The organism is Gottfriedia sp. NPDC057948 (genome assembly GCF_042887255.1).
Classification (GTDB): domain Bacteria; phylum Bacillota; class Bacilli; order Bacillales; family Bacillaceae_G; genus Gottfriedia.
Genome location: NZ_JBHVPN010000025.1, coordinates 1 through 24429 on the forward strand (window position 1 = coordinate 1; position 24429 = coordinate 24429).

28 protein-coding genes and 1 pseudogene are annotated in these 24429 nt (G+C 31.5%); 5 read left to right on the top strand and 24 right to left on the bottom strand.

What is annotated here, in order from left to right; translation table 11 throughout:
* Positions 1–107: 107 nt before the first annotated feature.
* From ACFVRR_RS22470 to ACFVRR_RS22505, 8 genes are all read right to left on the bottom strand, one after another.
* Positions 108–563, bottom strand: a complete 456-nt coding sequence (locus ACFVRR_RS22470) for a hypothetical protein (protein ID WP_387332796.1) — start codon at positions 561–563, stop codon at positions 108–110.
* Positions 564–718: 155 nt separating this feature from the next.
* Positions 719–1024, bottom strand: coding sequence for a hypothetical protein (locus tag ACFVRR_RS22475; protein WP_387332798.1), 306 nt, complete (start codon positions 1022–1024; stop codon positions 719–721).
* A gap of 180 nt (positions 1025–1204) precedes the next feature.
* Entirely contained in the window at positions 1205–1372 is a 168-nt protein-coding gene (locus ACFVRR_RS22480; protein ID WP_387332800.1) for a hypothetical protein, read from the bottom strand.
* Between the two features lie 369 nt (positions 1373–1741).
* Complete coding sequence (locus ACFVRR_RS22485) at positions 1742–2017, bottom strand: hypothetical protein (protein WP_387332802.1); 276 nt, start codon at positions 2015–2017, stop codon at positions 1742–1744.
* Positions 2018–2655: 638 nt separating this feature from the next.
* Complete coding sequence (locus tag ACFVRR_RS22490) at positions 2656–2919, bottom strand: DUF4190 domain-containing protein (RefSeq protein WP_387332804.1); 264 nt, start codon at positions 2917–2919, stop codon at positions 2656–2658.
* Between the two features lie 186 nt (positions 2920–3105).
* On the bottom strand, positions 3106–3309 hold the full coding sequence (locus ACFVRR_RS22495) for a hypothetical protein (RefSeq protein WP_387332806.1): 204 nt from the start codon (positions 3307–3309) through the stop codon (positions 3106–3108).
* 270 nt (positions 3310–3579) lie between these two features.
* A complete protein-coding gene (locus ACFVRR_RS22500; protein WP_387332808.1) occupies positions 3580–4236 on the bottom strand; it encodes an NAD(P)H-binding protein in 657 nt (218 codons plus the stop codon).
* A 43-nt stretch (positions 4237–4279) separates the two neighbouring features.
* Positions 4280–4846: a TetR/AcrR family transcriptional regulator gene (locus tag ACFVRR_RS22505; protein WP_387332810.1), complete on the bottom strand. Its 567-nt coding sequence runs from the start codon at positions 4844–4846 to the stop codon at positions 4280–4282.
* Positions 4847–5024: 178 nt separating this feature from the next.
* Here ACFVRR_RS22505 and ACFVRR_RS22510 point away from each other — a divergent pair, with 178 nt between their 5' ends.
* Positions 5025–5852 (top strand): oxidoreductase, encoded by an 828-nt coding sequence (locus ACFVRR_RS22510; protein WP_387332812.1) that lies wholly within the window; start codon positions 5025–5027, stop codon positions 5850–5852.
* 233 nt (positions 5853–6085) lie between these two features.
* On the opposite strand, the gene ltrA is transcribed toward ACFVRR_RS22510, so the two are convergent.
* The 6 genes and pseudogenes from ltrA to ACFVRR_RS22540 form a co-directional block, all read right to left on the bottom strand.
* Positions 6086–7387, bottom strand: coding sequence for a group II intron reverse transcriptase/maturase (gene ltrA, locus ACFVRR_RS22515; protein ID WP_387332814.1), 1302 nt, complete (start codon positions 7385–7387; stop codon positions 6086–6088).
* A gap of 696 nt (positions 7388–8083) precedes the next feature.
* The gene (locus tag ACFVRR_RS22520) at positions 8084–9187 is read right to left on the bottom strand and encodes a GerAB/ArcD/ProY family transporter (RefSeq protein WP_387332816.1); all 1104 of its coding nucleotides are present in this window, start codon (positions 9185–9187) and stop codon (positions 8084–8086) included.
* Positions 9188–9452: 265 nt separating this feature from the next.
* Positions 9453–9602: pseudogene (locus ACFVRR_RS22525) on the bottom strand (aldo/keto reductase); the annotation flags it as partial.
* Between the two features lie 52 nt (positions 9603–9654).
* Positions 9655–10116 (bottom strand): hypothetical protein, encoded by a 462-nt coding sequence (locus ACFVRR_RS22530; protein ID WP_387332818.1) that lies wholly within the window; start codon positions 10114–10116, stop codon positions 9655–9657.
* A gap of 149 nt (positions 10117–10265) precedes the next feature.
* Entirely contained in the window at positions 10266–10640 is a 375-nt protein-coding gene (locus tag ACFVRR_RS22535; protein ID WP_387332820.1) for a hypothetical protein, read from the bottom strand.
* Between the two features lie 26 nt (positions 10641–10666).
* The gene (locus tag ACFVRR_RS22540) at positions 10667–10789 is read right to left on the bottom strand and encodes a hypothetical protein (RefSeq protein ID WP_387332823.1); all 123 of its coding nucleotides are present in this window, start codon (positions 10787–10789) and stop codon (positions 10667–10669) included.
* Between the two features lie 419 nt (positions 10790–11208).
* Here ACFVRR_RS22540 and ACFVRR_RS22545 point away from each other — a divergent pair, with 419 nt between their 5' ends.
* Genes ACFVRR_RS22545 through ACFVRR_RS22555 form a run of 3 tightly spaced genes read left to right on the top strand, consistent with a single transcriptional unit; the run spans position 11209 to position 13463 of the window.
* Positions 11209–11538, top strand: a complete 330-nt coding sequence (locus ACFVRR_RS22545; RefSeq protein ID WP_387332825.1) for a hypothetical protein — start codon at positions 11209–11211, stop codon at positions 11536–11538.
* Between the two features lie 24 nt (positions 11539–11562).
* The gene (locus ACFVRR_RS22550) at positions 11563–12441 is read left to right on the top strand and encodes an ABC transporter permease subunit (RefSeq protein WP_387332827.1); all 879 of its coding nucleotides are present in this window, start codon (positions 11563–11565) and stop codon (positions 12439–12441) included.
* Positions 12438–13463, top strand: a complete 1026-nt coding sequence (locus ACFVRR_RS22555) for an ABC transporter permease subunit (protein WP_387332829.1) — start codon at positions 12438–12440, stop codon at positions 13461–13463. The genes ACFVRR_RS22550 and ACFVRR_RS22555 overlap by 4 nt, the downstream gene beginning before the upstream one ends.
* Positions 13464–13616: 153 nt before the next feature.
* Here the strand turns inward: ACFVRR_RS22555 and ACFVRR_RS22560 are convergent, their stop codons facing one another.
* Positions 13617–13952 (bottom strand): DUF7668 domain-containing protein, encoded by a 336-nt coding sequence (locus tag ACFVRR_RS22560; protein WP_387332831.1) that lies wholly within the window; start codon positions 13950–13952, stop codon positions 13617–13619.
* A gap of 212 nt (positions 13953–14164) precedes the next feature.
* Between ACFVRR_RS22560 and ACFVRR_RS22565 the strand changes: the two genes are divergently transcribed.
* Positions 14165–15388 carry an MFS transporter gene (locus ACFVRR_RS22565; RefSeq protein WP_387332833.1) on the top strand — a complete coding sequence of 408 codons (1224 nt, stop codon included), beginning with the start codon at positions 14165–14167 and terminating at the stop codon, positions 15386–15388.
* Positions 15389–15860: 472 nt separating this feature from the next.
* Here the strand turns inward: ACFVRR_RS22565 and ACFVRR_RS22570 are convergent, their stop codons facing one another.
* The 9 genes from ACFVRR_RS22570 to efeO all read right to left on the bottom strand — a co-directional run bounded on the left by ACFVRR_RS22570 (position 15861) and on the right by efeO (position 24288).
* Entirely contained in the window at positions 15861–16208 is a 348-nt protein-coding gene (locus ACFVRR_RS22570; RefSeq protein WP_483867351.1) for an SMI1/KNR4 family protein, read from the bottom strand.
* Positions 16209–16388: 180 nt separating this feature from the next.
* Positions 16389–16649: a DUF1294 domain-containing protein gene (locus ACFVRR_RS22575; protein WP_097977681.1), complete on the bottom strand. Its 261-nt coding sequence runs from the start codon at positions 16647–16649 to the stop codon at positions 16389–16391.
* A 22-nt stretch (positions 16650–16671) separates the two neighbouring features.
* On the bottom strand, positions 16672–17148 hold the full coding sequence (ybaK, locus tag ACFVRR_RS22580) for a Cys-tRNA(Pro) deacylase (protein ID WP_387332838.1): 477 nt from the start codon (positions 17146–17148) through the stop codon (positions 16672–16674).
* Between the two features lie 36 nt (positions 17149–17184).
* Positions 17185–18120 (bottom strand): EamA family transporter RarD, encoded by a 936-nt coding sequence (gene rarD / locus ACFVRR_RS22585; RefSeq protein ID WP_387332840.1) that lies wholly within the window; start codon positions 18118–18120, stop codon positions 17185–17187.
* A gap of 25 nt (positions 18121–18145) precedes the next feature.
* Positions 18146–19585, bottom strand: coding sequence for an MDR family MFS transporter (locus ACFVRR_RS22590; RefSeq protein ID WP_335448782.1), 1440 nt, complete (start codon positions 19583–19585; stop codon positions 18146–18148).
* Positions 19586–19701: 116 nt separating this feature from the next.
* Positions 19702–20220: a peptide-methionine (S)-S-oxide reductase MsrA gene (gene msrA / locus ACFVRR_RS22595; RefSeq protein ID WP_387332914.1), complete on the bottom strand. Its 519-nt coding sequence runs from the start codon at positions 20218–20220 to the stop codon at positions 19702–19704.
* 242 nt (positions 20221–20462) lie between these two features.
* Positions 20463–22175, bottom strand: a complete 1713-nt coding sequence (locus ACFVRR_RS22600) for an FTR1 family iron permease (protein ID WP_387332844.1) — start codon at positions 22173–22175, stop codon at positions 20463–20465.
* A gap of 12 nt (positions 22176–22187) precedes the next feature.
* Positions 22188–23438: an iron uptake transporter deferrochelatase/peroxidase subunit gene (gene efeB, locus ACFVRR_RS22605; RefSeq protein WP_387332846.1), complete on the bottom strand. Its 1251-nt coding sequence runs from the start codon at positions 23436–23438 to the stop codon at positions 22188–22190.
* Between the two features lies 1 nt (position 23439).
* Complete coding sequence (gene efeO / locus ACFVRR_RS22610; protein WP_387332849.1) at positions 23440–24288, bottom strand: iron uptake system protein EfeO; 849 nt, start codon at positions 24286–24288, stop codon at positions 23440–23442.
* Positions 24289–24429: the final 141 nt, after the last annotated feature.

A 24429-nucleotide genomic window follows, 5' to 3' on the forward strand; every position in this document is an offset into this window, starting at 1 on the left:
GCCCTCCAAGACTCGTTACGAGCGAATGGCTAGTTCTTACTCGACGGGAATCCCACCCGTTATATGATACGACCTAGGCTCGGCCGCACATGCATGCGTTAGTTGCATTAGTTAGTGATTAAGTCACCGCCAACGCTAAACTGATGTTTGCTATCTACGTTTTCTAAAAAACCTTTTAATTGATAACTAGGATTGTCTAATGCAAACAAATTTTTATCGCCCAATCCTTCAAATGGCATAAATACAATTAATGTAATTTTTTCTCCAGGTTGAATATCCAATTTGTTTCCCTTTGCCTCAACTTTATATCCGTTACCTTTATACGCATTTTCGTTAATTTTTAGTGGATAGGTAACAAATACATTATTTTGTTTAATAACAAAATAACTACTATTAATTAATTTTAAAGTATATAAATTCCCTTCTTTTATTGCTTCTTTTTTAACAAGTTCTACCCTTATTTTCTCAAAATCATTTGTAGAAACTGTTACTTCTTTTTCATTTACACACCCTGTTAAAAGTACAAATGTTAACAATAAAATAAACAAATGTTTAATTTTCAAAATCCCCACCTTCTTTATTGTTATATATTTCCATTTTATCATTTATTTTTATTTTTCGGGGTTTTATTTCGAAGTTCCATAAGCAACTAACCTGCCATTTACTTCAATAAAAAAACTGCAATTAAGCAGCTTGTGATCTTCAACTATCGCATACGTTAATTGAATAATTGGTCATAAAAGTACCATAATAAAAAAACTGTTACGCCAAATAAAAATACTCCAAATAATAAAGAGATTATTTTAAAAATAACTATACGATATCTTTTCGGAAAAAACTTTTCTGAAATGAATAATATTACAACAATTAATAAATCATATAATGATGTACCTGAAATCCATTCAGGTAACTCGCCATCTTCCTCATATTTCTTTACTGCAATATACAAGGTTTTTCCAACAGAAAATAATAAACCTAATGAAAACAGTAAAACCAATGAAAATGGAAAAACATAAATGTTCATAAAGAATGTCTCCTAAAAAAAATCTAATTTCAATATTTTTTACAACACTGGTTGTTGATTACAATTCTACTCGAATTATCAGTTGTTCTACTTCCTGCTCGTTAATTTTAAAAAAGAATAGTAAGAAACTGAAACTGCTCATGCTCTTAAACTATCGCATGCGCTTAGTTGAATAAAGAATCACTTTTCTGTGTAGTTTCCTCCTAGAAAAACTATACCTAATGAAAGTCCTAATGCCACTGAAAAGGCTGTTAGGGTGTGTAAATTATGTTTAAAAATATTATTAAATATTAGACCTAGTATGAACAATACAAAAAAATACAGCAAAAACCTCTTTAAACGCTTCATTATTTATCCCTCCTAACAATAACCTCTCTCATTTATATCAATTACATCCTTTTATTATAGTTGTAGAATTTATGTGCTTCATCAAGTAATATTAGCCTGAATCTCTCTTTAACAATCTTGCCATTTAGCTCAATAAAAAAAATCGACTATTTAGCCGATCATGTTATTCAACGAATGTATTCGTTAGTTCTATTTGAATCCAATGATTGAAACAACAAACAGAATTGAAGCTACAATAATATTTGGATTTTTAAAAGAAAATTTCTTTTGTTTTACCTTTAATTCAATGATGCCATTAATCATTAACGTTGCACTTAAGAATAAAAGCGCAAACGGCGATCTTGTTGTTCAACTTAAGCATGCGTTAGTTTAAGACCACAAATAATAATCTAATAGAAAATCACCCGATATTGCCAAAATTAATATTATAGTTGCCCTTAATAAATATTTTTTCTTACCTATTTTAATTATTTCTTTAGCTCTCCTACTTATAATTGCTCCGTATGAAGAAATCATAAATCCATATATATTAAGATTTTTCTTAAAGTAGTAAGAAATACTAAATGAAAGAAGTACTCCTCCAAACAAAAAGGTTAACCCTAAAATTTGCAAACTCTTGATGCTACTTTCTTGTTCATTTGTCATTTTATAACCATCATTTTTTTAGAACGTCCCTCTCATATATCTATTTCTGTTATTTATACCAATGCAGTAAGTCTTTGTAATTTTGGGAAATTTGATGATTTCCAATAAAACTTCAATTTATTTTTATCGAACTAAATTGCCAGAGACTGAAATAGAGGATAATCGATTAATGATCACCTTTATTTGTTGTTCAACTAGAGCATGCGTTAGTTACATAAGGCCAATTATATTTAGAATTTTCGTACCCAATTACTGAACCGAAAATTACATACTTCTCCATTTAAACCATAACGTCCTACTTCCTACAAAAGTCCAAACACCAAAAACGATTGCCAACAAAATGGTCACGACCATCGCTAGAATGTCGGAACGTTGGATACAACTAATTGTCAGCAAAATAAACATTCCTACAAAAAAAATAAAAAATATGCACATTAATATAAATCGAAAAAACATGAACAATTTACTCTTTCCCGACAGTGAAACCAGTCCTAAACATATTAATCCAACAATAGTGTTTTCAATAATGTTTGCAATTAAGTTTGAAAGGTTCATCATTACATTCCTTTACAATATTTACTCGTGTCAAGCCAAAAAAAGGCGATGACTTGTTAAAGCAATTGAACTCGTTAATGAAATTATTTAGTAAAAAAATGACCAATGATTGCTAATATCACTACAAGTAATAAAGCAAGTGCGTCAATACAAATTGATATAATGCTAATAATCTTGGCTGAAAGAGCTAACCCTCTTCCTTTTTGATTGATTCTTTTGATCTCAATCAGACTTTCTTTTGACATATATAAACCAATAACAGCAAGGATTAAACCTATTGCTGGTATTATTAATGACAATATTGCCAATGTTAATGCAAATTTAGCCTTAGGGTTTGTTATTTCCATTAACTATAATCCTTTTCTATATTAATTTATTCATATCTTATTACAGACACTTGAAAGAGATTTTAGCACGAAATCAAACCTTATTCTACAAGTAAAATCCCCCAAAACTTATTCAACTAAACTGCCATTTTGTTGAATAAAAAAATCGACTAAACAGTCGATCAGGTTATACAACTAATGCTTGAGTTAGTTCATTAAGTTCACTAATAGTAAATTAAGAAGTTGTATTTTTTTCTCATCTAATTTATCAGATATACTCTTTAGAATTAAATTTTTTCCCTTCTGTATTTTAAGAATTTTTAATAAAAACCAAACTATAAATATGATTGGAACTAAGTAAAACAAAAGTGATAAAATCGGTAACATTGTGACCCATAAACTAGTACTCATTTCCCCCCCCTTGGAGAAATATATTTTTATAATGTTTTTGCGTTTACACCTCTTTAAAAAGAGTTCTACAATAAATATTCTCATACCTTTGTTTTAAAGTCGGGTTATTTATTCTTGATTTAATTACGTTTATACGATTTCTTATTCAACTAAACTGCCATTTTGTGGAATAAAAAAAGCCGCATTTGCGACTCGTGATCTTGTTAAATTAAAGTATGCGTAAGTTCATTAAGTAAAATTAATTCCATCGAAGATTTCTAATTAGAATATTTATTCATAATTAGCTTCAGCACATTCCCAAATCGATTTACCCTGAAGTGTAAAAACTCCACTTTCTTTAGTTTTAGCAGAATTTATCATGGCTTGAGCCAATTTATCTGTAGCCAGAGGTTTTTGAGAACGAAAAATTCCTATTTTATTTACAAACTGTATGACTTTAAAACTTATAGCTTCCATTGTTCGATCAGTATTTTTTCGTATTAATAAAGGTGGATTAAAGATTGTCAACTTTGGGAACTGTAATGCTTTTATATCTTCTTCTAACTGACCCTTCATCCTTGTATAAAAGAAGAGAGAATTTGGCGAAGAATAACCTGAAGATACTAATACATAGTTATTCACATTGTTTTCTCTGGCGTATTTCGCAAACTGGTATTGATATTCGTAATCAACTTTCCATTGAGCTTCTTTACTCCCAGCCACTTTAAGTGTTGTACCTAAACATGAAAACAAAACATCTCCCTTAACTAAATGTTTCCATTGTTCTGGTTTATCAAAGTCAATTACATGGACCTTTAATTTACTATCCTTGATAACCAGATTACGCCTAACAAAAATGTCTACCTGATGAAAAGAATCGTCTTTTAATAATAATTCCAGTAAGTCTTTACCTGTGGCGCCTGTTGCTCCAATAACTAATGCGTGCATTTTCTTCCCCTCACTATTCATTATAGTCTCTCTTAAATCTTATTTAACTCTTTAAATGTGGTTTGTTTAAAGAAATATCGGCATAAATTCTAGCTAATTGTTCAGGGGTTTCTTTTGTACCACTATCAATCCACTTTTCAAGCATGTGCCATATTCCAGCAGAATGAAATTCAGTATAATACTTTAAAAAGGTTTCATCGAAATTTTTCATTATATCTGCTTTGAATTTTACAAAAATGGTAGGTGCGTATTCTTGCAGATGTTTGAGCAAGATTATAAAAAGATCATTTTTATGAACCAGATTCAAAAATGGAACATGTTCTTTCCAAAATTCAAAATATATTAATGTCATTGAATAAGGTGATAGCGATTCTAAAGCTTCAAATTTTTTTTCAGCCTCCTGCATTAATTCACTAATATATTCATACAGAACTTCTTCTTTAGTTTGGAAGTTACGATAAAATGTTTTTCGTACCAATCCTGCATCGTCAGTAATTTCCTTAATTGCTATCTTTTGAAATGGCTTTTCCTCCATTAGTTTCAACAGTGATTGAATAATCCATTGTCTTGATCGAACGGAGATCGGATTATTGCTTTTTTCATTCTTCATAGCGAGTAACTCCTTTATGAACAAATGTCCCTTTTTCTCAAATCTGTATCACTTACGCTCAACATATTGACTTCAGTTTCTATTTATCATTATAATTCAAGTGAACAAGTGACACAAGTGTGTATCTAGACACAGATGGTACTTTTTATATAAAGATTATTACTAAGGAGTGAAGTATGTGAGTGAGTTAAAAAAAGGCGTCGTTCTAATAACTGGAGCTTCTGCGGGGATGGGGAAAGCCACAGCAGAACTTCTACTAGAAAAAGGTTATGTGGTTTATGGAGCTGCAAGGCGCATAGAGAAGATGAAAGATCTGGAATTAAAGGGAGCAAAAATTTTAGCCATGGACGTAACAGATGAACAATCCCTGGTTAATGGTGTAAACCGTATTATTCAAGAACAAGGGAAAATTGATGTATTATTTAATAATGCAGGATATGGCTCTTATGGTTCAGTAGAAGATGTTCCTTTAGCAGAAGCAAGAAGACAGTTTGAAGTGAATCTTTTTGGTCTAAGTCGTTTAACTCAATTAGTCATACCACATATGAGAAAGCAAAAATCAGGAAAAATTATTAATAATTCTTCGATGGGTGGAAAAGTGTATACACCATTAGGTGCATGGTATCATGCTACAAAACATGCACTTGAAGGATATTCTGATTGTCTCCGATTTGAAGTTGCTCAATTTAATATAGATGTAGTCGTAATTGAGCCAGGATCAATTGAGAGTGAATGGAACGATATTACTTTAAATAACCTTCAAAAAACATCTGCACATACAGCTTATGCTGATATGACAAAAGCTTTTGTAGAGATGTCAAAAAACGCACCAAAACCGACTTCTCCTAAAGTCATAGCAGAAATCGTTTTAAAAGCGATTGAATCTAAGAAACCAAAAACTCGATATGTAGCTGGACAATTTGCAAAACCTTTGTTGATATTAAGAAAGTTAGTATCTGATCGAATGTTCGATCGAATTCTCTATAGCATGTTTAAAATGAAATAAAGTTAAATATCTATAAAAAACACGTGATCTTTTGAAAAGGAAAACGTGTTTTTTATTACTTTGTGAAGAAGTACACTTAAACTAAACTGCCATTTACTTGTAGAGTAGAGAACTGATTTCAAAGGGATAGCTTACGCTATCTCTTTTTTTAATTTCAGTTCCCCCTCATCAAACCGTACATGAAGTTTTCCCTCATACGGCTTTCCGATGTTCTTCTTTCTCATGCTTTACGGTTAATTCCTTGCTAATTTCACAATTAAATGTTCAATCTCTCCTCGAATTCTCTTAAAGTTACCATGGTTATTTGTGTTATTCTTCTTCTTGTTATAGAAAAGTGTGAGCCTTTCGAGCACATACCAGTCGATACTATTTAGCCACTTAGTTGCTTTCGAGGATATTTTATAATAATTCTTAAAACCTTGAAGTCTCCTATTTAATCCTTTTATTAGTTCTTTTATGTCTAAATACAATTTGTTTCGCGGTTCTGTATATGCTTTAATCTTTGCTCTCATCTTTTTCATGGCATTTTTCTTCGGAACGTGTGACATTGCGTAGTAGCTTTTTCCACCTTTTAGTAGAATCTTAAACTTTCGGTTGTAGAAGCCTAAGAAATCAAAACCCTCTTTGTTATCAAACAGATTTATTAATTTCGATTTGTCACGATTGATTGTTAAGTCCAGTTTGTTCATGATTGCCTGTAATATTTGTATACTTTCTAAAGCTTGTTGTTTAGTTTTAGTTAAAATTACCAGGTCATCTGCGTAACGAACCAACTCCCCTAGATGATAGAATTTCTTCACCCAGAGTTTATCCAATGTGTTCAAATATATATTTGCGAGTAATGGAGAGATTACCCCACCTTGCGGTGTCCCAGTTATGGGATGTCTTAAAGTTCCCTCTTCCATTATTCCTGCTTGTAACCATTTTCGGATTAACTTTAAAACTCGGCGGTCATTAATTTTCTGCTCAACTAACTTCATCAATTTGTCTTGATTAATGTTATCGAAATAGCCTTGGATATCGACGTCGACTACCCAAGAACTATTTCTGCTTACTTTCCGTATTTTCGCCATCGCTTGATGGGCGTTTCTCTTAGGACGGAATCCAAATGAACAATCTTGAAAATCAGCTTCAAAAATAGGTTCAATGACCATCTTTGTTGCCATTTGTACCACTCTGTCTTTTATGGTAGGAATCCCTAGAGGTCTTTTCTTTCCATCGTCTTTAGGAATATACGTCCTCAAAACTGGATTAGGATTGTAATTATTCTCTTTAAGCTGTGCATACAGTTCATTTAAGAATTTACTTTCTCCATATTTTGTAACGATCTCATCAATCGTTTGTCCGTCTATTCCTCCACTTCCTTTCTTTCTTTTTACACGTTTCCAAGCTTCCATTAGAATGTCAGGGCGATAGATTTTATCGTATAATGCATGAAATTTACGATTAGGTTTCTCCTTGGCACATAGATATAGTGTTTTCAAAAGTTCTTGAGCTTTTTCATCGGTGTAGTTAGCTAGTTTTCTAGCATTCACTCACTCTTACCTCCTTCTAAACACATGAACAAAGTAGAGGTCCTTTCCTATACCATGTTGTGTTGTCATGATAATAATTGGTACTATGCCCTCCTCCGACTCCCTCTTTACAGTCCACCATTTCGCGTTCACTTATAGGCTTTCTAGCTCCTTTAAATTTAAGGGTAAAGTAGGGTCTCCCCAGTTCCGTTAATTACTTTCTTTACATGTCATTCCCCATACCCCGAGAGATTCTTGAGTGCTGTTCCAAGTTCAATACACCTTCCATGGTCTTCGCCTCTTATTCCCAGGCTCGACTTCTCTTTGTCCTCTTTTGAGGTTCCTTTTGACGAGGCGGCAGGATTCACTTTATGTTACAACCTGTAAAGTTGCTCGTAATTCCGTAAGGAAGTTACTTTATCGCAGGGCTTCAACCTTAGGATTTCTCCACCAGTTGCCTGTTAGCTACTAGGCGACTTGGTTCTTACCTAGACTGGACTTTCACCAGTTAGCAATTAACGGCTTGCTGGGCACGCGAATAAAAAAATGAACTTTTGGTAATTAATTATCAATCTTAGTTAAACAAATAGATTAATTATGCCCCATATCCCATTGACCATTTCTACGTTTAGATTTATTTAGTGATAAAAAATGCACCTTAATTGTTAAACGGTGTCTAAAAATTAAGGTGCACTTCAAAAACCCAGGGATTTTCTTTTAGAAGGCTGGGTATTTAAGTTTCCTTTTTAGTAGCACTATTAGTATTAAACAAACTGGGATAATAATTTGAAGAGGTATTTGTAGTAAAAAGGGGACAACATCACTTGCTTGATTACGTAATGCAACATAATTCGATGTCATCCAAATTGAACAAACTAACATTATAACGGAAGTAGGATAAACTAATTGCTTACTTTCCTTAATGCCAAATAAATCTGCTGCTCCTGACACCGCACAATAGAAATAGATAGTAATCTTCACGAAAAAATTACATACCGAAATCACTATTATAAAGGTATCCATTCTTTGTACAAAATCAGCAATACTAATATAACTAACAGCTGTAAGAAGTGGATATATGGTTCTTACTATTTCAGAAACACCCATTATGGAAGCATTTAACATTGAAAATAAAGTCAATATAAGCCCAGAAAATAGATATGCTGTTATTCCTACTTTTACTACATTCTTTTGTTTATTTAAATATGGCAAAATCATCGTAAATGTAAATATCTCACCAAAAGGATTTGCAATTAATATAGGTGTTGCCTTTAACACTGGTTTCCATCCACTTTCTAATACAGGTCTTAAATTATTAATTTTGATTAAGCCAGAAATAATTTCTAATCCAATAATTATAAATATAAGCAACATTATAAATAAAAAAATAAATTCAGTTCCACGTGCAAATACTTCAATTCCTTTATGACTTGCATATATGACTACAATCATCATTAATATTCCAATTGAAATATGTGATGAAGCATTATAAAGAGTAATAATCATTAATTCCTCAAAATTACGCAAAACTCGTGCACCTATATAAATAAAATATAGTATATAGATTAGTGCTAACATTTTCCCAACATATTTACCTAAAATATATTGTATATATTTTGTAAATGGTACATCAGGAAAAAATGTATATAACTTTATATATACAAGAAATAATAGACACCCCATAATAAGTCCTAATAATAAACTCATCCATGCATCTTGCTTGGCTAATGCATAGATTTCAATTGGTGGCGATGTACCATTAATAAACAAAAAAATCATACATAATAATTGGAAACCACTTACTTTTAATTTACGATTCATTATAGTACCTTCATTTAATTTACTTCCTCTATTCTCTTTTTTAAAACATGTTTATTTTTACCATTTAGAATCTAAATTATGATTTATTACAAAAATAACCTGTATCGATAATGGATACAGGGACATTAATGTACAAAGAAAAATAACGCTTTGTAACTATATGAAGATACGAAGCGTTATTATCTATAATTTAAAATGATCTATTTGCGATTCTTACACTATTCTCAATAACGTCTCCATGAACTTCAAGAACCTCAAATTTTCATAGTTCACCAGAAATAAATCCTCTACTCAGTATGCTGTATGCCACGTGTATAATCCCAAGTTCTCCTACATTTAGTAGTATCTCCTGTTCAATATCGCGGCTCCATAGTGAGTATTCTGTTTGTAGTGTAATAATTGGATGAACCGAATTTTATAATTTACCGTTATTGAACTAAAGCATGCGTTAGTTGCATAAGGATTTTTTATGAGATTTTACTCTTAATATCTTCTATAAGAGAAGACTTCAAACCAGAAATTTTTTCAACCACTTCAATAGAAACCCCTTCCTTTAAAGCCTTTTCAGCTATTTCTATTGAGTTGTTTGTTGTTTCAACAAGAATTTTTATAAACCTATTATCATCGAAATTAAGAATATCATCTTCATCTTCTCCATCCAATGTATAAACAGACTTATATGTACCAATATTTTCCTCATTATAATGAATCCAAAGAAGGACATAAATAAAATCATTATAATTAAATATGTGAGTAAACTGGATTTTTTTAACCTCTAATTTAATCAATCTTTTATCCATATCTCCAAATTTAAATTCAAAATCGGAATCCTCGTTCCTCCAGTTATCAAGATATGTCCAAAATCCATTAATCGTTCTGTGTTCTATATTGTGCTTTTTATACCAGTGTATTAACATCTCTGAATTCATACTTACTCCCTAATGTTTTATTGAACTAGTCGGTTTAGATAATATTTTATCCCTAATGAAATTATCCTGCTATTTTGAATCGCCTATACAGTCGATCATGTTGTTCAATTAAAGCATGCGTTAGTTATATAAGTAAGTATATACTCTGACTAATAGCTGTCCCAACCTTTTTCAATTTTGAATATAACATAATTTTTAGTCCACATTCGGGTAATAACACCTAATTTTTTATTTTCCTTCTCAAACAAAAATACTGAACCTTCTTGGGTTTTATATGTCCACCCTTTTTCTACAAGCATATTTTTTAGATATTTATAGCCTTTACCTTGATTCATTTCAGTAATATACCACTGATAATCATCTTCTTCTGTTATTTTTACAACATTTTCATTTGACTCTTTTAATTTCGAAATAACCTTGGCTTTACTTATAGAGGAAATAGGAAGTGGTGGATAATACATTTTACTTGATATGAAAAATACTATTATTACAGCAACTATTCCAATTAATATCCATTTTTTCAATATGTACTCACCCCAATATAACTTTTCTATTTATTTGCAATTTTACGTAACAAATAAAGTGCATAAACTATTGCTGGTATAGCCCCTATCATCATTATTATTTTTATTACACCAAAAATTAAATACCAAGGTGATACAGATACACTCATTTTATCCCCCCTTTGGAGAAATATTTTTGTAAGGATTTTGCGTTTACACCTCTTTAAAAAGATTTCTACAATATGTATTCTCATACCTTTAATATAAAGTCGGGTTATTTTTTGTTAAAATTATCACATTTTTTTCTAAATAATCGACTTTATTTTAAGATTATTTATTCAACTATACTGCCATTTAGTGCAATAAAAACGACCGCCGAAGCAGTCGTCTTGTTAAACATAAGCATGCGTTAGTTGCATAAGACTGAGCATTTTTGTGGCTTATAAATTTCCAATCACAAACACTTTACGAAGTATCCTTTACCTTTTTATTATTTAACAACTCGTTCTATTCTAATTTTTCTTACAATAATTTCCATTTTGGTTTAAAATTATGTTAATTAGATTTTAAACTTGAAGGGATGATGAACTTGAAAAAGCTTTTTTTTGCAATCATTACACTAGGATTTCTGTTTGGACTTACATGGATTGTTTCAGATTTTATGCATGGTAAAATGATCGACTATGCGTTTTTTGTAGGATTGGTAGTAACGATTATCATCCGTTTCTTCACAAGTAGTGGCGGATATGCAACCAACAGCATTAATTTAAGTACTCAAACACAGACGGGTATGAAAGTAACTGGTGAGAATGCTAGTCCTTTTACAGTGACTCAAAAATCATTTTCATTACTGGTATCTTTTACTTTTACAATCGTTTCTTTACTCGTTACACTAGCTTATTATTGGAAAGAATTTTGAAGTAAGGAATGAGGTTAAGATCAAATGAGCATACGCTTTTATCTATGGAAAAAATTCTACCAATTACTCTTTACAATCATTTTGATTGGAATTATTGTAGCATTCTCAACTAGTTTACATACGTCAAAACATGAACTATTTCATTCCGTTTTAGAACAACTTAAAATGTTTGGTCACAACTTTCTTCATTTAAACAAAATGACAATTCAAGTGGGTATCTTTTCAAAACAGACGCCATTATGGGGGTATCTAAAAGAACCTTTTGTCTATTCATTTATCATTCTATCAGCTTCTTTTATCTGCACTTTCACACTAGGTATCTTGTGTTCATATGTAACCTATCTTTTATCACTTAAGATGCAAAAAATCGTGAAAGAATGCTTATTTCTCTTACAAAGCATTCCTGATGTGATGTTCATTTTCGCAGTTCAATTATTCATCATTTGGTTGTATAAAAAAACGAATATTCTCATTGTTGATCCTGTCGCTGGGATGAAGAAAGTTTATGTCTTGCCCATAATTTTGGTGTCTATTCTTCCTGGAATCATGTTATTTCAAATGACATTTTTAGCGATTGAGGAAGAGCGTAAAAAAACATATGTCGAATTTGCAAAATCAAAAGGATTGTCAAGTGGGTGGATACTCTTCAAACATATCTTACGAAATGTAGTTGTAACGCTGTTTTCTCATTCGCACTATTTGTTTTGGCTGCTTGTATCGAATTTATTAGTCGTGGAATATTTATTTAACATGCATGGATTTTTTCATTTACTATACACCGTAATAAAAACACCTGATGTATTTTATATTTGCTTGGTTACTTTATTTCTACCATTCTTCTTGATTGAAATGATTTTTAATATGGTTGCAATCAAGCTGACAGGAAAGGAGCAATCTCAATGAAAAAAGGTTGGAAGCGATTACCTTTCCTTGTATCCTTATTTTTTCTACTTGGTTTAGTAGCTTTTAGTTTTATTTCCGCGTATGTTTTAAAAGATCACATTCATGTTTCAACAACATTTTTGCGTGATGAAAACGGGAAAATAATAAAGACTCTACCGTTTCCGCCAAGTTGGGAGTACCCATTTGGTGTTGGACGAGATGGTCATAACATCCTTTGGTCAGTCATTGACGGTGCAAGGTACACGATCCTGATTGGTTTGTTCGTTAGCATCTTGCGGGTTGGATTAGGTGTTTTTTTCGGGATACTTTACGGTATTTATTTGAAAAAAATGAGATCTTTTTTTACAACTTTTGAACGAGCATTCCGTTTTATCCCAGCAATACTACTCGTCATGCTGTTCTTTGATGTGAATCTATTTAGCAATACTACGAAAGGTTTTTCCTATCTAGTTTCAATCATTTTTTGGTTAACAATTGTTGCTTTACCATCTCTCATTCATGTGATTGGCAATGAAGTGAGTCATTTTAACAAAGAAGATTTTACTACCGCATCAAGAGCGATGGGTGCAACGAAATTTCGGATTATTCGAAAACACGTAGTACCATTTCTACGTTCTAGAATCTTACTCATGATTGTACAACAAATGATTAGTACCTTACTGTTACTTGTTCACTTAGGTGTACTTCGAGTGTTTGTCGGCGGCAGTAAAACGATTCATCTCGATTCTTTCAACAGCGTCACAATGCCTAAATCGAACGAATGGTCTGCATTAATCGGTGTTTCATACCAAGAATTAATGCTCAATCAATGGATTGTTTTTGGACCGAGTATCGCATTTATCCTTACATTATTATCTTGTAATGTAATGAAAAGGATGCTAGTAGGTGCTGAAGAAAGAATTGTAATTCCAAAAACTGAGCAAGCAACATTAAAAGAAATTAAACAGATAAAGAAATCGGACTTTACGTTTGCCGAAGCCGTGGTAAATAATAAGGACATTAAAGAGTTTAGTAAAGTATAAAAGGAACTTCGCTCGAAGTTCCTTTTTCAATTTGTGAATTATTATCCCTTTATGCTGAAATTAGTAATTGTTCTCTAAGAAGGAATAAAAAAAGCCGCATATAAGCAGCTTGTGTTGTTCAACTATTGCATCAGTTAGTTGTATAACGATTAACTATAAAGCATGTAAATCTTCAATATAAAACGATAAAATATTATCTGATTTGTCAATTGTTGCTTCACAAGACAATGTTAAGTCACTTTCTTCATTATCTATCCAAAGTTCAAATTCCATCGTATAACCTGACCTATTATAGTACTCAAGATAATTAATATTCTCATATGCAACATCAGGTGGTATTGTTAGTGAACCCCAGTGATTTAGTTCCCTTTTAATGTCCTCGATTGTAAGTTCTTTTGATAGCTTGAATTTAATTTTAATAAAATCTTTTTTTACTAAATCACAAACGGTTTCTTTGAGTAAAAACTTTAATTTTTCTTTTATATCCATAATTTCCACCGCCTCTTATGAATTCAATAATACAGTATCTTATTGAACTAATCTGCCATTTAGTTAAACAAGCACCACTTCAACAACCAAATTAATCAAAACCCATATTCTACTTTTTCAATTTTATTTCGATATTACATAGTCTTTTTTTACTATTGATGAGATAATAGATTTTGTCGAATAATATTAAGGGTAAATGAGGAGAAATTTTTATGTGGAAAAACCGAAACGTTTGGATCGTGTTGTTCGGTGAGTTTGGAGCTGGTATAGGTCTTTGGTTCGGAATTATCGGAAATTTGGAATTTATGCAAAAACATGTACCTTCTGATTTCTTTAAATCGTTAATTCTTTTTTTCGGTTTATTAGCAGGAGTTTTTGTTGGTCCGTTGGCTGGAAGGTTAATTGATCAATATTCAAAGAAAAGGATTTTATTAATTAGTGGTTTAGGTCGGACTTTAAGTGTTATTCTTATGTTTTTTGCTATACAATACGAAAGTATTATTTTCATGGTCTTATTTTTAATTATGCTGCAAATTTCTGCTGCATTTTACTTTCCAGCGCTTCAAGCTGTTATACCAATGATTGTGAAAAACGAACAGTTATTAACTTTAAATGGCATTCATATGAATTTTTCTACAATATCAAGAATTGCCGGAACTTCAATTGGTGGTATTTTAGTTGTATCAACTAGTCTCACAAATGTATATGGAATGAGTATGCTGGCATATGCATTTTTGTTTTTAATGACGTTCTTTTTACGAATTGAAGAACCTATGATCAAACCAATTAATATAGAAAAAACAAATAAATCTAAATCTGATAAAGGATTCGGTGAAATATTTGCACTCATAAGAAAAAGTCCAACAATCTTAAATTTATTTATCTTAAACCTGATTCCGGTACTTTTTCTTGGCGGATTTAATTTAATGGTAATCGAAATAAGTGATCTTCAACATGATCCTTCAGTTAAAGGCCTCATTTACACAAGTGAAGGTATCTCATTCATGATTGGAGCATTTGTTATTAAACGATTAACAAAAAGGTATACGAATAAGCAATTATTATACTTTTCAACTTTTTTAGTAGCTTTTGCTCAGCTATCACTTTTCTTTGCAGATCACCATTGGTTGACACTTATCTCATTTGCCATTTTCGGATTTTCAGTTGGTTGCTTCTTTCCTGTTTGTTCAACTGTTTTCCAAACTTCAATTGATAAATCATATCATGGTCGACTTTTCTCATTTAGAAGTATGTATGACCGAGTAACATTCCAGATTGTCCTTTTAAGTACAGGACTATTTTTAGATACTATTGGTTTACAATATATGGTTTTAATTTTTGGAACGGTTTCTCTCTTAATTCTTGCTAGATTATTATATAAGGACAAAAAATCTAAAACAGATTTAGTGAATGAGTCCCAAAACTTATCAATGTAATTAAAAGAGGCTGTCTCAAAAGTCAGGTTAACTGACACAGAGACGCCTCTTTTTCATTATTTTAATTGGAGTAATCGGAGGTATTACAAAGCGCTCTTCATTTGTAGCGATCTAATCGGTCTCGTTTTTAAATAATGGTTAGATTTTTAATGAATTTACTATTAATTAGAACATATTTACTAGTAAATAATATAAAAGTATCAACAAATCTTACAATTTTAAAGTTATAATACCCTAACCCGTACAGGTAATTATAAATTTTATTTTCGATTATCATAGATTTAATTGCAGTTTTATTATTTTATCTGCGGTTCTCGATGTTTAATTGCAGTTTTTTATTTACGATTTTCAGATTTTATTTGCAGTCCACTGTTTTTTGTAGTTTTTCATCATTTATTTGCAGACCACGCATAATTCCCCATAAAAACAAGTGTCCCATTTCACTTTTGGAACACCCTAATTTTATTAAAATTCAATATCCATAGGCAGCTAAAAATTCATTCAAACTTGAATACAGAGTAACGACTTCCCATTTTCGTTCAAATTCATAGGCAGTACATACTTCCCCTGATTCCTCGTTGATGAAAATAACATCATCCGTTTCGTCATCGAAGCCAATTATTAAGTAATTTTCTGGCCATTGGATTTTTTTACTTAAGTCCTTTTTAGCCTCATTTAATTCTTCTTCTTTTATAAAATAGATCGTCATATTTTCATTTGATACTTCATCTATATCTATTCCTTTAATTCTTGAAAACCATTCGTTTTTCATTTTATTCCCCACTTCCAATAAGAAAGCCTGTATCAACCAAGTGATCACAGGCTAACTTTTTTACTTTTGTGCTTTTTTTGATTCAGATAAATTTGATTTATCTTCGTAGTTTGGTTGTTTTTGACCGGCGTTATTTTTTCTTCCACCATTTCCACGTCCCATTTCTTTCGCCTCCTTAAATTGTCATAAAAATATTTTATACAATTAAGGTAAGACTATCCCATTAAATTACAGGAAGAAAAAATAGATAACAAATTGGATAAAAAGGATGATCCAATAACCAAAAACAAATTTTGGATGCTTTGTTTTATGTTTAAAATAATACATTCCTAAAATTGAACCAATCGAACCTCCGATAATTGCAAATAAAAATAAGATGCGTTCTGGAATTCTCCATGCTTTTCTTTTTGCCCGAGACTTATCAATTCCCATAATTGCAAATGAAACAATGTTTACGATTACTAAATAAAACATAAAATACCCTACCATTTTGATCCCTCATAAGACTCGTTTATTTTGAAATTTTTGCTATTTTGCTACGAGTTGTTTGTATTAAATCTTTTGCATTCAACTGAAGTTGTATACCTATTTTTCCACCGCTAACAATAATCTCTTCTATATTATTAACAGATTCTTCAATAAAAGTAGGGTATTGCTTTTTCATACCAATTGGTGAACAGCCACCTCGAACATATCCTGTGCTTGTTAAAAGGTCTTTCACTGGTAATAATTCTACTTTCTTTTCGCCAGCAGCCTTTGCTGCTAATTTTAAGTCTAATTCTTTTTCGACTGGTATGACAAATACATAAATCGCCTTGGATTGACTGATTGATACAAGTGTTTTATAAACTAATTCAGGATCTTTATTTATTTTATTTGCTACAGAAACCCCATCAATCTTTCCATCATTCGAGTCATAATTTAAGATTGTATAGTTAACTTTTTTTGAATCTAACATTCTCATTGCATTCGTTTTACTTACAGCCATTTTTACTCCTTTCAATGCTACAAACATAATGTATTTTTAGGCAGAAATTGATTGTTTTTTATTTCGATTTTTAAGTTTTTGTTCAATGGATTTCATAAACGGTGTAGCTGAAACCGCAAATACGATACATGCTAACCAAATAAATGAAAATGAGATGAAGTCTTTCTTTGAGAAACTTTCATCGTATAATAAAATCCCTATTAATAAACTAATTGTTGGTGATATAAATTGCAAAAATCCAACATAAGTATACGGAATTAATTGTGCTGCTTTACCGAAAAACAATAAAGGAATAATTGTTACTAAACCAGCACCTACTATTAATAATTGCTCAATTGGTGCACTTTGTACAAGTCCTGCTTGGCCTTTAAAAGCTAGGAAACCAAAGTATAGTAAGGCCACTGGAAAAATTAATAAAGTCTCTATTGTAAGGCTTAAAAAAGAGTCGATATTTAAAATCTTTTTCAATAATCCATAAAAGGCAAATGTTAATGATAAAAGGATTGCGACGATCGGTAACGTACCTGACATGATTGTTAAATATCCTACCCCTATTGTTGCTAAACAAACTGAAACGATTTGCCAAATTGACAGTGACTCTTTCAATACGATTACACCAAGTATAATACTAACTAATGGGTTAATATAATAGCCTAAGCTTGCATCAAGAATATGATTTGAATTGACCGCCCAAATATAGATTAGCCAATTGGTACTAATTAATAGTGAAATAGCAATCATTGAAACTAATACTTTTTTATTACTTACAATTTGCTTCCAAGTAATTTTGAATTGCTTTAATTTTTTTGTAAGAAGAATGAAAAGTATTAACGTTACAAAAGACCATATAATACGATGTGTTAATATTTCAAAAGGTGAAATATCTTGAATTAGTTTCCAATAAATTGGTAAGACACCCCAAACCACATATGCAAGTACACCGTACAAAATCCCTTTAAGTGTGTTGTTCATTCTCTCCCAGCTTTCTTTTTCTATATTAGTGTGCTATTTCAACCTTTTTTTCTTCAGATTGTTCAGACGGTAAAAATAAGACGAAAATAAACGTAATAATACTAAATATCGCCATAAATAAAGTAATGATTTCAAAACCAGCAGTTACAGCTTTTACTGTCGATAGATGATTGATTTGATTATGAGCATTAAGTACCAATTTTTGACCATTCAATACTTCAGATGCCTTAATCGTAAAAATGGTTCCTAACACAGCAACCGTAATTGTTTGAGAAAAAGTATTTAAAAAGGAATTTGCGGCAATTGCAATACCCCTTTGGTTCATACCTACAGCTGATGAAATTAGGATCATATAAATTGGAAAAGATAATCCAAAGCCAAGTCCTAAAAATGCATTAAATGGATAAATTAATATTTTTGAATCATGGAAAAAGTTCATCCCTAAGGCACCAATAATACATAAGAAAGCACCTAATAGAATAATATTTCTTGCCTTCATTTTCTTAATGAAACGACCAGATAAAAATGAACCTAATGTCCAAGCAAATGAAAGTGGAATTAACATTAAACCTGACTGTGTCGCACTTAATCCAAACACACTTTGATTATAAACTGGTAAATACACCTCGATCGAGATTAGAAGTGCATGTGCAATAAACATTGCTGCATATGTTACAACTAAATGACGGATTTTGAATAAAGAAAGTGGTAATAATGGTTCCTTTGCTCTTGTTTCAACAAAAAGAAATAACCCAAATAAAATAATTGCAAATGCAAAAAGGAATAGTAAATTCGGAGAAGTCCAGTTATGTTGCTCTCCCCCTACAACTAAAGCATATAAAGCTGATAAAGTACTTAAAATAAAAAGAATGGACCCTAAATAATCAATTGAAATATTATTTTTGCGGTCAATTTTTTGGTGATAATATTTCCAAAATAGAATAATAGAAATGATTCCGAATGGAAAATTAATAAAAAAGATATAACGCCAAGAAATGAAGTCCACAAAAAATCCTCCAACTAATGGACCGATTACACTTGAAACTGCCCATACTGCACTAATATATCCTTGCACCTTAGCCCTTTCTTGGAATGGATACAAATCACTTATTACTGTCATCGTTAAAGGTAATGCAGCTCCAGCACCTAGTCCTTGAATTGTACGAAATAATATTAATTGACCCATATTTTGTGAAAAACCACATAAAACTGAACCTAAAATAAATAAAATGATGCCAAACATTAATAAGTTTTTGCGACCATATAAATCCGATAGTTTCCCATAAATCGGTGTTGTTACAGTCATTGCTAACATATAAGCTGCAAAAATCCAACTCATCAACTTAACACCAGATAATTCTGTAGTGATGGTAGGTGTGGCAGTTGTAATAATCGTCCCTTCAATCGCAGACAATGTAACAGCTACCAACAACCCGATCGTCACTAGCCTTCGATTTGTTTCCATAGTATACCTCCATCCAAGAGCAGATAAAAGGATTGAATTTTTTTAGAATAGATAAATATTCCTATGCTTCCTTAAAAATAATAGAAGCTCTAATGGAGCTTCTATTGATACATTGCCTACTTTTTCCAATTTGATTCAATAAATTCGTCTCTTCCAGACATCGCTCTATCTTCTTTATAGTGTTTTGGATTTTTTTTATGATAGTCTTGGTGATACTCTTCAGCCTCATAAAAAGTAGTTGCCTGTATTATTTCAGTTACGATCGGTTTCTTAAAAATATTACTTTCAATTAATTTTTCTTTTGATTCCATTGCTTCCTTAAGCTGTGAATCATTATGAACAAAGATTGCAGCTCTGTATTGTGAACCTCTATCTTGGAATTGACCTTCTGAATCTGTTGGATCAATTTGTGGCCAAAATAATTCTAATAGTTTATTGTATGAGAATAATTCATCGTCAAATGTAATTTGAACTACTTCATAATGACCAGTAGTCCCCTTTTTAACCTCTTCATACGAAGGGTTTTCTAATTCTCCACCCATATAACCTGAAACAATACCATGTATTCCAGGTAAATCCTCAAACGGTGTTACCATACACCAAAAACAACCACCTGCAAATGTAGCTTTTTGAATCATTTTAAATCCTCCCTACACTACCTAGTTTACATAACATTATTATGACAAACCTGTATATTTCTTTAATCTTATCTTATCTCTTTTAAAAGAATTTTTAAATATTTTAGCTCATAATTTTCCAATTTTTTATAAAATGAATTCCGCTAGCCTGATTGGACCTATAAAAACTGAAAAGACGATAAAAAACAGACATCAATTGTCTATTTGAATGACAATTATGTCTGTTTTCTTATACTGTTTTAAGCAGCAATTGACTTATTATTGTTTTTGATTCTTGTTCCAACGAACAACCAAATCACAAATAGTAATAAAATTAGTTGTGGAATGATACTTTCAAGGGATGGATAAATCCCTAATTTAGGTATTGTTGGAAAAATAGTACTCATATGGGCCGGCATATAGCCAATTCCTTGTAATGCATGAATACTTTGACCAATGAATTTAAACGTCAAGTAATAAATACATAAACTTGCGATTGTAAAAAACGGCTTTAAAGGAATAAATTTGCTTCCTTTTAAGATGAAAATTCCAATTACAACAAGTAATATAATTCCACCTGCAAAACCAGTAATCAATTCTTTCGCTGTAATTGAAGAACTCATACCGATATAGAATACGACAGTTTCGGCACCTTCTCTAAATACTGCGAAAAATGAAAGTAAACTTAATGAAAGAATTCCTCCGCCTGCGATAGCTGCTATTGCTTTTTCTTTCATCTTACTACCATATTCTTGTTGACGAGATTGTTTATGCAACCATAACCCAACTGTTAACATGAAAACAACTGCAATTAGACCAGAGATCCCTTCAATTAATTGATTACTAATTCCGGCTGAGATTTTTGATAATAAAAACTGGAATAATAAACCGGCTACTAAACTAGCTAGAATACCAAAAGCACCACCAACGAAGATCCACTTACGTGCTGATTCTTGTTTTCCTTTTGACACTAATGCTAGTAAAGCAGAAATAATAATTAAAGCCTCTAAACCTTCACGAAATACAATAGTTCCTGCATCAAACATCGTATAAGATGTTTTCTTCGTAGCTAAGTTTAAATTGTTTTGAATTTGTTTTAATGTTTTCATCGTTGTTGCAGATTTTGGCTTTTCAGTTAACTGAGTTAATGCAATGGATGTATCATTTTCAATCTTCTTATATAATTCCATTGAATTTGCTTGAACCATTACCTCAACATATGGCCAATCTTGTATAAATTCATTAAATGTTGATTGTGCTTTCTCTCTATCATTTAATTCTACATAATTGATTGTTTGATCGAGTAGTTTAATTGCTTTCTCAATACTTACTTCTTTTGTTGAGTCACTACTTGGATTATTCAATACATCAATTAATTTAGTAAAAGAATCATTTATTTTAATAATTGACGGATTTTCAGTAAACAATGTTGACCTTGAAGTAATCATATTTGCTTCGATTGAACCATAAAAACCACTGTTTGCTTTTCTTATATCATTTTCTACCTTCGACCATTCAATTTCAAAAAGCTTATACTCTGATTGTGCTTTTTCCCAATTCGATTCATTTGATAAAGTTTTAACATTATTTAAATGAGATACTAGTTTAGTAAGATTAATTTGAGAAAGATCTTTTTTATCATTCGTATTTTCAATCCACTTTTCTGTTTCAAAAGCTACCCCGCGAATATCATCTTTAACTGTTGCAAGTTCATTTTGATCAATATCTTTAATCGCTTGGTCAACAAGTTTATTTAATTTTGAAGTTTTCTTCTCATTTTTAATTAAATCTTTAATCGCTAATAAATCTGTTTTTACTTTATCTTTTTCACCATTTTTAACTTCTGTTAAAGAGTTACCAATATGTGAAAGAACTTGTTCTTGAAGATCAGTTTCGGCAAATGTTTTATGAAACGGACTAAATATTAAACTAAAAAATAGTAAACCAGCTATTAAAAGTATATTTTTTTTCATGCAATTCACCTACTAAAGTAATCCTTCACCAATATAGCTTCCGTTCTTAACCCCTGGGAAGCATGCAAATACAGCACTACCATTATGCTCAATGTATTCATTCAATAAATCCATTTTCGCTAATTTATCTTGTAAAGGAATAAATTGTTTTTCCAAGTCTCTTTGGAAACTAACAAATAGTAAGCCTGCATCTAATTTTCCTGTTTGGATATCAAGTCCGTCAGTATATGAATAAGATCTTCTTAAAATTTTAATTTTTCCGTTTCCTTTTGCTAAGGCAACATGTGAATTTGCAGGAATCAGTAATTTCCCATTATCATCTGTTTTCTTTAAATCGATTTTAGCAAATTCACTATTTTCACCAATTGGTGCACCAGATGCTCTGTGACGGCCAAATGTTTGTTCTTGATCATGTAATGAACTACGATCCCATTCCTCAACACGGATACGAATACGTCTTGCAACTAGATAAGAACCACCTTTTAGCCAAGCTGGACCATCACCATTTTGTACCCAAATATGTGTGTTCATTTCTTTTTCATCTTTAGTATCTGGATTTCCAGTACCGTCTTTAAAACCCATTAGGTTCCTAGGTGTACTACCAGATGGATCCGCTCCAGATGAACGTTGGAAGCCGTGCTGCATCCATTTTAAACTAATCGTTCCGCGTCCAATTCGAATCAAGTTTCTTACACCATGAAAAGCAACTTGTTGATCGTTTGCACAAACTTGAACTACGATGTCTCCACCATTCCATTCTTCTCTTAAATCATCACCAGGGAAATGAGGTAAATCTTTTAACCCCGATGGTTTACTTGATTGAATTGATAATCGATCAAAAAATGTAGGGCCAACTCCAAATGTAAACGTAAGCTTCATTGGTTGTAAACCTGTTGCTTCACCCGTATCAATTGGTGGTGATGAAGGAAATTCAGAATCACCTAGTTCCTTTCCTTCACTCATTAAAGCTGCTGCTTCAGTCCATTTTTTAAACATTGTTTTGACATCTGCTTTTGAAGTAGTTTCTAGTTTAAATGACGCCAAATAAATAAAATCTTGAGCAGGAGTTGTAATACCTTGTTGTTGCTTACCATAAAACGGAAAAATCTCTCTTGCATCCGCTTTAGCTGGTGAAAAGAAATTAGTTACCTTTTCAGTAGCTGCTTCAATTCCAGTTGCACCAATAAGTATACCAGCTCCACCAACTCCCATAAGTTTTAATGCATCTCTTCTAGAAACTTTATTCGTTTCTAATTTTTTCATATTATTTAACCCCTAATGTTGAACCAACTTGAGAAATCGGTTCTGCTAATGCATCTACTTGTTGAGCCAATTTTTTTACTTCATCTTCTTTTAACTGTTTGTAATCAACGTATTGATCACCTTTTTTGTAAGTATTTAATGTTGTCATTAAATCTTTGAATCTAGTTTCAATTGTTGAAGCTAGATCAGCATCTTTTGCTTTTAGTTTTTCAGATAATAATTGAACGATTTTATCTGAACCTTCCACGTTCGCTGCAAAATCAGCTAAATCAGTATGTGAATATCGCTCTTCTTCACCAGTAACTTTTGAAGATGATACTTCATTTAATAATTCTACAGGACCAGTTACAAATAATACGGGATCAATTTCAGCTGTTTCTACTTTTGCTCTTAAGTAGTTAGTATCCTTCATAAGTTGATCTGTATATTTTTCAAGACCTTTTGTTGTATTTTGAACCCAAAGAACTTGCTCAATTTTATGGAAACCAGTCCATTCATTAGCAGGTACATCACCTTCACGTGCATCAATTTTTGGATCTAAATCGCCAAATGATTCTGCTACTGGTTCTATTCTTTCGTAATATGAACGGCTAATTGGATATAAACGTTTTGCTTCTGCCATGTTTCCTGCACTAATTGCATCAACGAACTTCTGTGTATTTGATACGAACTCTTCCGTTTGAGATACAACGAAATCTCTATAATTATTAATCTCTGAATCTAAATTTATTTTTGCTTCTACTTTTGATTCTTTTTTTACGTTACTAGCTTCTTCACTTTTTTGTGCACAACCTGCCATCATTAAACTTGTAGCAAGAGAAATTGCGATCATAGTAGTTTGCTTCTTCATGAAAATACCCCCGAAAAATCTAAATTAAATATATGTAATTGATATTGATAACTCTTCTCATTACTTATCATAATACAACTGATAAATATTTTCAATTAGATTTTCATAAAAAAATGACTGAAGCTTGTTCAGTCATTTTAA